Here is a 7,398-nt window from a genome sequence, read left to right on the forward strand (position 1 = left end):
AGCTAGCCGACCTTCGAGGATTGAACCCATGCGATCGCCCCTGCGCGCCACCCTGCTTATCAGCCTGCTTGCCCTGGTGTGCGCCGGTGTCCTGTGGGCGGCTTATGACTGGTTTCAGGGGCGTTACCTGCGCGCGTTCAGCGAACACACGGCGCTGTTCTCCGGCGACCCGCTGCGCCTGCCCGACACCCTCGCCGGCCCCGGCGCGATCCGCCTGGTGCACTTCTGGGATCCGGCCTGCCCGTGCAACGTCGGCAATCAACAGCACCTGAGTGAACTGGTCGAGCAATACGGCCCGCAAGGCGTCGAGTTCTATTCGGTGCAGAAACCCGGCAGCCACGGTGCATTGCCGAGTACCTTGAGCAACCTGAAAACCCTCAACGTGCTACCCGGCTCCGAGCAGGTCCCCGCCAGCCCCGCCGTGGCGATCTGGGACCGCAGCGGCAAGCTGGCGTACTTCGGCCCGTACAGCGAAGGCCTGACCTGCAATTCCAGCAACAGCTTTATCGAGCCGATCCTCAAGGCGCTGAAAGAAGACCGCCCGGTGAGTGCCACGCACACACTGGCGGTGGGGTGTTACTGCCCCTGGCCGGTGGATACCGCTCGTTAGAGCAATATGCCGCAAAACGAATCCCTCCTACGGGCGATGCAGCCCTCGCGTACTCCGTGTTAAACAGTGGCTTCAGGGAACAGCTGCCACCCCATAACAACAAGGAGTCACCATGAAACGTAGCCTGACCGTTCTCGGATTGCTGATCGCCGCGCTCGCCGCAGGAGCCGGCGGATACCTCTACAGCAAGCAACCGACACGTCAGGGCATGGTGGAACTGCAACACCTGCAAGGCTCGGTCACCGTGCGCTACGACGAGCGCGGCGTGCCGCACATCCGCGCCGAAAACGAACCCGACCTGTATCGCGCCCTGGGCTACGTCCACGCCCAGGACCGACTGTTCCAGATGGAAGTGTTGCGACGCCTGGCCCGTGGCGAGCTGGCCGAAGTGCTCGGCCCGAAACTGCTGGATACCGACAAGCTGATGCGCAGCCTGCGCATCCGTGAACGCGCCGAAACCTACCTGGCGAATCTGGACAGGAACTCCCCCACCTTCATCGCCATGCAGGCCTATCTGGATGGCATCAACCAGTATCAGGACAGCCACGCCAAGCCCATGGAGTTCGATGTGCTGGGCATTCCCAAACGTCCGTTCACCGCACAGGACACCATCAGCATCGCCGGCTACATGGCCTACAGCTTTGCCGCGGCCTTCCGTACCGAACCGCTGCTGACCTTCGTGCGTGATCAACTGGGCGCCGATTACCTGAGCGTTTTCGATCTCGATTGGCAACCCAAGGGCGTGCTGAGCAACCACGACAGCACTACCGCGCCTGCGCTGGCCAGTGTCGACTGGAAAGACCTCAACGCCCTCGCCCGCCTGAGCGAACAGGCCCTGGCCGACAATGGACTGCCGCAGTTCGAGGGCAGCAACGCCTGGGCTGTTTCCGGCAGCCGCACCAAAAGCGGCAAGCCGCTGCTGGCGGGCGACCCGCATATCCGCTTCTCCGCGCCGTCGGTGTGGTACGAGGCGCACCTCACCTCGCCCGGCTTCGAACTCTATGGGCACTATCAATCGCTGATGCCGTTCGCCTCGCTGGGCATGAACCGGGATTTCGGCTGGAGCATCACCATGTTCCAGAACGACGACCTCGATCTGATCGCCGAGAAGGTCAACCCCGACAATCCGAATCAGGTCTGGTATCGCGGCAAATGGGTCGACATGGTGACCAGCGAACAGCAGATTGCGGTCAAGGGACAGGCCCCGGTGACCCTGGTGTTGCGCCAGTCGCCCCACGGTCCGATCGTCAACGATGCGCTGGGCAACAGCGTCGGCAAGACGCCGATCGCCATGTGGTGGGCGTTTCTCGAAACCCAGAACCCGATTCTTGAAGGCTTCTACCAGCTCAACCGCGCCGACACCCTGGTCAAGGCCAGAACCGCCGCCGCAAAGATCCAGGCACCCGGCCTGAACGTGGTCTGGGCCAACGCCAAGGGCGACATCGGCTGGTGGGCCGCGGCACAACTGCCCAAGCGCCCGGCAGGTGTGCGCCCCTGGTTCATCCTCGACGGCAGCACCGGCGACGCCGACAAGGACGGCTTCTACCCGTTCAGCGCCAACCCCCAGGAAGAAAATCCGGCGCGGGGCTACATCGTCTCGGCCAACTTCCAGCCGGTGTCGCCGACGGGCATCGAGATCCCCGGTTATTACAACCTCGCCGACCGTGGCCAGCAGCTCAACCATCAGCTGGGCGACAAGAACGTCAAATGGAATCTGGAGTCCAGCCAGGGGCTGCAACTGGGCACCACCACCGGCTACGGCCCGCGGTTGCTGGCACCGTTGATTCCGGTGCTGCGCAGCGTGGTCAGTGATCCCGCCGAACTGAAGCTGGTGGAACAACTGGCGATCTGGAAAGGCGATTACCCGCTCGATTCGGTCAACGCCACGGTGTTCAACCAGTTCCAGTTCAATCTCGCCGACTCGGCGATGCACGATGAATTGGGCGATCAGTTTTTCGAAACCCTGCTCTCGACTCGGGTGATCGATGCCGCACTGCCGAGGCTGGCGGCCAACCCGGACTCCCCTTGGTGGGACAACCGCAACACCCTCGGCAAGGAAACCCGTGCCGATATCGTCAAGGCGGCCTGGCAGGCGAGCATCGCCCACCTCAAGAACACCCTCGGCGCGGACTTCACGCAATGGCAGTGGAGCAAGGCGCACACCCTGACCCACGGCCATCCGCTGGGCCAGCAAAAGCCGCTGGACCGGCTGTTCAACGTCGGCCCCTTCGCCGCACCCGGCAGCCATGAAGTGCCGAACAACCTCTCGGCGAAAATCGGCCCGGCGCCCTGGCCGGTGACCTACGGCCCATCGACCCGACGCCTGATCGACTTCGCCGACCCGACCCACAGCCTGACCGTCAATCCGGTAGGTCAGAGCGGCGTGCTGTTCGACCGTCACTATGACGATCAGGCGGAGGCGTATATCGAGGGGGTTTATTTCCAGGCGCATCTGAATGATGAAGAGGTGACGGCGAATACGCGCAGTACGTTGAAGCTGTTGCCGTCGCGGTCCGGGCAGTAGGTTTTCGTTGCCTGGACTGGCCTCTTCGCGGGCAAGCCTCGCTCCTACAAACATCGCATCGTTCGAACCTGTAGGAGCAAGGCTTGCCCGCGAAGAGGCCCGCACAGGCAATCCAGTGCTAGATCCCGCGCCGCACCCGCCCTGGCGCCTCGCCGTAGATTTCCTTGAATTTCTTGCTGAACGCCGCCTGGGATTGATACCCCACCTGCACTGCGATATCGCTCAGCCCCAGATGCGACTGGTTCAGCAGATTGAAGGCAAGCTCCATCCGCACCTGGGTCAGCAGCACCCAGGGCGAAACGCCGGCCACCCGCACGAAAGCGCGCATGAAGGTGGCGCGGGACATGTTCGCCGTTTCTGCCAGGCTGTCGATGGTCCAGTCATGGGCGAGGTCCGCCAGCATCGCCTGCCACACCCGCCCCAGACGTTTGTCACCAAGCAACGCCAGCGTGCCGCTGTCCTGACCATGGTTCGCCAGGTGCGCGCGAAGAATCAGGGTAAACAGGGACTGGGACAGGCTATCGAGCAAAAATGCCGCGCCCACTTGATCGCCATCAGCCTCACGGCGCAGGAGGTCGACCACCGCCGGCAACGGCCCGTTGGCCGGCAAGGCGCCGCTGGGAATGACCAGGTATTGCGGCAACGCCGCAAACAGCACGGACGCGCGATTGAAGTGAAAACTGCCGCAGAGCATGTCCAGGTCCGTGCTCGCGCCGCCGATGCGATGCAAGGGCAATACACCAGTGGTGATCCGCTGCGGCGTCATCGGCGCAACGGTTTTGCCGGGGCTGTGAAGCACATGCGGAGTACCACCAGGCAACAGCAGAATGTCGCCGGCACGCATCGGCAAACGTTGACCGTCGGGAAACTCCACGCGACATTCCCCCGCCAGCACGATGTGATACGGCGCCTTCCCCATGGCCCCCTGTTCATGCTCAAGGGCCCAATCGCCCTGGAACTGGCAGCGCAAATCCAGGCTGCCACGGACGTTCGCCAGGGTGATGAGCTTATCGATCGGATTCATGTGTACGCATCGAGAGAAGTCCGCCAACGATAGACGCCGGCGATTAATGTCTGGTTAACACCTTAGCCGACACCCCCGAAACCAGGTTGAGACGATCGCACAATAACTTGAGCGCGATGCACAAAAGCCGCGCCCCGCAAAACTCCAGACTGGCCGCACATTCAACGTTCTGGAGAAAACCATGTTTCAGTCCTTCAACGCCGCGCTGCGGCAAATCGGCAAGCTCGACTCCCTTGGCGTTCATCTCATGCGCCTGGGGATCGCCGTGGTGTTCCTGTGGATCGGCGCGCTCAAGTTCGTGCCCTACGAAGCGGACAGCATCACCCCGTTTGTCGCCAACAGCCCGGTCATGTCGTTCTTCTACGAACACCCGCAAGACTACAAGGCACACCTGACCCACGAAGGTGAACTCAACCCGCAGAAGCGTGCCTGGCAGACCGCCAACAACACCTACGGCTTTTCCGATGGCCTGGGCATGGTGGAAATCCTGATCGGCCTGCTGGTGCTGTCCAATCCGCTTTCACGTCGCACCGGTCTGCTCGGTGGCGCGCTGGCCTTCGCCACGCCGCTGGTGACCCTGAGTTTTCTGATCACCACCCCGGAAGCCTGGGTGGCCGATCTCGGCGACGGGCAACACGGCTTTCCCTACCTCTCCGGTGGCGGGCGCCTGGTCCTCAAGGACGTCCTGATGCTGGCCGGCGCGCTGCCGGTGATGGCCGACTCCGCCCGCCAATTGCTGCGCGAACGCAGCGCCAAAACCACTGACTGATATCTGGAGAATCCCTGATGAAAACTCTGATTGCGTTGTTTCTGGGCGTAGTGGCCGGCAGTGCCGTCGCGGCACCGGAAGTGGAGCAGGCCCGTAGCGGGGTTGCACTGGATATGGCGAAAGTCATCAGCATCACCGACATCAGCCATGTGTGCGGCGTGGTACCGGTGGAACTGGCCTATGAAGATTCGAACGGCCAACGCCATACGGTGACCTATCAGGTGATGGGGGACGGTTGCAGCGGTGGTTGAGGGCCGGGCCGCTTCAGACCATCGCCGCAAAATTCTGCCGGAACTGCTGCGGCGTCACTCCCAGCCTGCGGTTGAACACACTGCGCATGTGCTGGGCATCACGAAAGCCGCACTGATACGCCACGGTCTTGAGCGGCGCATGGGTGCTTTCCAGGATCACCCGCGCGGCATCCACCCTCGCCCGTTCGACGAACTCCGCCGGGGTGATTTTTGCCTCCTTGGCGAACACCCTGGAAAAGTTGCGAGCGCTCATGTTGGCGGCGTTGGCGAGGTCGGCGATGGTCAGGTCGCCGGTGAGGTTGGCCAGCACGTACTGCTGGACCATCGCCACCGCTGAGGTCGGTTCGGCGTGGGGCGTGAGGAACGGGCTGAACTGTGACTGGCCGCCCGAGCGCTGGGTGAACACCACCAGCCGTTTGGCCACGCTCAGCGCCACGTCAGGGCCGTGATCGCGGCCCAGCAGGTATAACGACAGGTCGATCCCCGCCGTGACCCCGGCCGAGGTGTAGAGCTCGCCATCCTGGGCGTACAGGCGATCGGCTTCCACTTTGGTCGACGGGCAGAGCGTCGCCAGCATCGCCGCGTCATCCCAGTGGGTCGTCACGGTCCGGCCTTCCAGCAGCCCCGCGCGGGCGAGCATGAAGGCGCCGTTGCAGATCGAGCCGAAGCGCGTCGCCCGCGCGCAGGCATCGCGTAGCCAGGCATCGAAGGTTGTGCCGAAATCCATGAACGGCAATTGCGGCCCGCCGGCGACCAGCAGCAGGTCGTAGGCTTGCGTCGCCTCGCTGAAATGCCGGTGGGCGTTCAGGGCCAGGCCATTGGAGCAGGCCATCGCGCCATGCTCGACGCCGATCACCTCCAGCCGGTAGTGATCCTCGGGCGCCAGGAAGCGGTTGGCCTCGGAGAACACGTCCATGGGGCCGGTGACGTCCAGCGACTGGACGCCGGTGAAGACGACGATGGCGACGGTTTTGTGCATGCCTTGAATTACCCTCGATGGCTCTGGAAACACCGCACACCTGTAGCAGCTGGCGAAGGCTGCTACAGGTACGGTGTCAAAGTTAGCCAATCCGGGATCAACAAGCGAGGTTGGCGCGATATGGATGTTCATTGGCAAGGATCGCAGCCATGGATCGATTGTCCGGTTTTGGGTGCGCGAACAGACTGGACACCTCAGCGCCGCCACGGCGTTTCACCCCGAGGAAGCCCCATGAGCACCACCATTGCCGGTATCAAAATCCCTGACAGCGCACTTGCAAAAGCCGCCACCGAATACATCCGCGATATCGAATCCGACCTGCTCTACCACCACTCGCGCCGGGTGTTTCTGTTCGGCGCGCTGAGCGGCGAGCGCAAGCAGTTGGCCTACAACCCGGAGTTGCTGTACATCGGCGCGATGTTCCACGACATCGGCCTGGTGGAAGGCTACCGCACTGACACCGAGCGTTTCGAAGTCGATGGCGCCAACGCCGCGGCAGCGTTCCTCAAGCCTTACGGCTTCAGCGATGACGATATCGAGCAGGTGTGGCTGTCGATTGCCCTGCACACCACGCCGGGCGTGCCGCAACACCTGCGCCCGACCGTGGCGCTGGTGACCGCCGGTGTCGAGATGGACGTGCTGGGCATGGACTACGCGGCGTTTTCCACCGTGCAGCGCGAAGCGGTGGTGCACGCGCATCCACGGGGTGAAGGGTTCAAGGAATGCATCATCTGCGCCTTTGCCAACGGCTTGCGCCATCGTCCGCAGACCACGTTCGGCAACGTGAAGACCGATGTGCTGGTGGATCAGGAGCCTGGGTTCAAGCCGATGAACTTCGTCGAAGTCATCCGCAATTCACCTTGGGTTTCCTGATCACCAAAATTCTTGCTACCAGCACAAAACCAATGTGGGCCACGAAATTGTGGCCCACCTCTTTCAGGCCGCTTCCGGCGCTTGCGTACGACGCACGTCCGGCTGTTTCCAGGAATCGGCAGCGCTTTCTTCGATGGCTTGCTGGATTGCACGCTTGCGCGCTTCCTCGGCGCGGCGGCCGAAGAACCAGACCAGGAAGGTCATCAGCGATACCGCCAACAGGATCAGGCTGGCCACGGCGTTGATCTCCGGCTTCACGCCCAGACGCACCGCCGAGAACACTTCCATCGGCAGGGTCGTGGAACCTGGGCCCGACACGAAGCTGGCCAGCACCAGGTCATCCAGCGACAGGGCGAAGGACATCATGC

General features: G+C 62.9%; 7 protein-coding genes and 1 pseudogene. 5 read left to right on the forward strand and 3 right to left on the reverse strand.

Features of this window, described 5'->3' with window-relative positions:
• The first annotated feature begins 28 nt into the window (after nt 1–28).
• The gene (locus tag HNO86_RS09495) at nt 29–610 is read left to right on the forward strand and encodes a DUF6436 domain-containing protein (RefSeq protein ID WP_175376742.1); all 582 of its coding nucleotides are present in this window, start codon (nt 29–31) and stop codon (nt 608–610) included.
• 112 nt (nt 611–722) lie between these two features.
• Nucleotides 723–3,134: a penicillin acylase family protein gene (locus HNO86_RS09500; RefSeq protein ID WP_175376743.1), complete on the forward strand. Its 2,412-nt coding sequence runs from the start codon at nt 723–725 to the stop codon at nt 3,132–3,134.
• Nucleotides 3,135–3,252: 118 nt separating this feature from the next.
• On the opposite strand, the gene HNO86_RS09505 is transcribed toward HNO86_RS09500, so the two are convergent.
• Nucleotides 3,253–4,158: an AraC family transcriptional regulator gene (locus tag HNO86_RS09505; RefSeq protein WP_175376744.1), complete on the reverse strand. Its 906-nt coding sequence runs from the start codon at nt 4,156–4,158 to the stop codon at nt 3,253–3,255.
• 181 nt (nt 4,159–4,339) lie between these two features.
• Between HNO86_RS09505 and rclC the strand changes: the two genes are divergently transcribed.
• Both rclC and HNO86_RS09515 read left to right on the forward strand, forming a co-directional pair.
• The gene (gene rclC, locus HNO86_RS09510) at nt 4,340–4,927 is read left to right on the forward strand and encodes a reactive chlorine resistance membrane protein RclC (protein ID WP_175376745.1); all 588 of its coding nucleotides are present in this window, start codon (nt 4,340–4,342) and stop codon (nt 4,925–4,927) included.
• A 17-nt stretch (nt 4,928–4,944) separates the two neighbouring features.
• Nucleotides 4,945–5,178, forward strand: coding sequence for a DUF2790 domain-containing protein (locus HNO86_RS09515; protein ID WP_175376746.1), 234 nt, complete (start codon nt 4,945–4,947; stop codon nt 5,176–5,178).
• 13 nt (nt 5,179–5,191) lie between these two features.
• Here the strand turns inward: HNO86_RS09515 and HNO86_RS09520 are convergent, their stop codons facing one another.
• Nucleotides 5,192–6,157, reverse strand: a complete 966-nt coding sequence (locus tag HNO86_RS09520; RefSeq protein ID WP_175376747.1) for a GlxA family transcriptional regulator — start codon at nt 6,155–6,157, stop codon at nt 5,192–5,194.
• A 231-nt stretch (nt 6,158–6,388) separates the two neighbouring features.
• Here HNO86_RS09520 and HNO86_RS09525 point away from each other — a divergent pair, with 231 nt between their 5' ends.
• On the forward strand, nt 6,389–7,030 hold the full coding sequence (locus tag HNO86_RS09525; protein WP_175376748.1) for an HD domain-containing protein: 642 nt from the start codon (nt 6,389–6,391) through the stop codon (nt 7,028–7,030).
• A gap of 63 nt (nt 7,031–7,093) precedes the next feature.
• Here the strand turns inward: HNO86_RS09525 and HNO86_RS09530 are convergent.
• A pseudogene (locus HNO86_RS09530) lies at nt 7,094–7,398 on the reverse strand (putrescine ABC transporter permease PotI); the annotation flags it as partial.

Origin of the sequence: Pseudomonas sp. C1C7 (assembly GCF_013359595.1) — a bacterium.
Taxonomy (GTDB): domain Bacteria; phylum Pseudomonadota; class Gammaproteobacteria; order Pseudomonadales; family Pseudomonadaceae; genus Aquipseudomonas.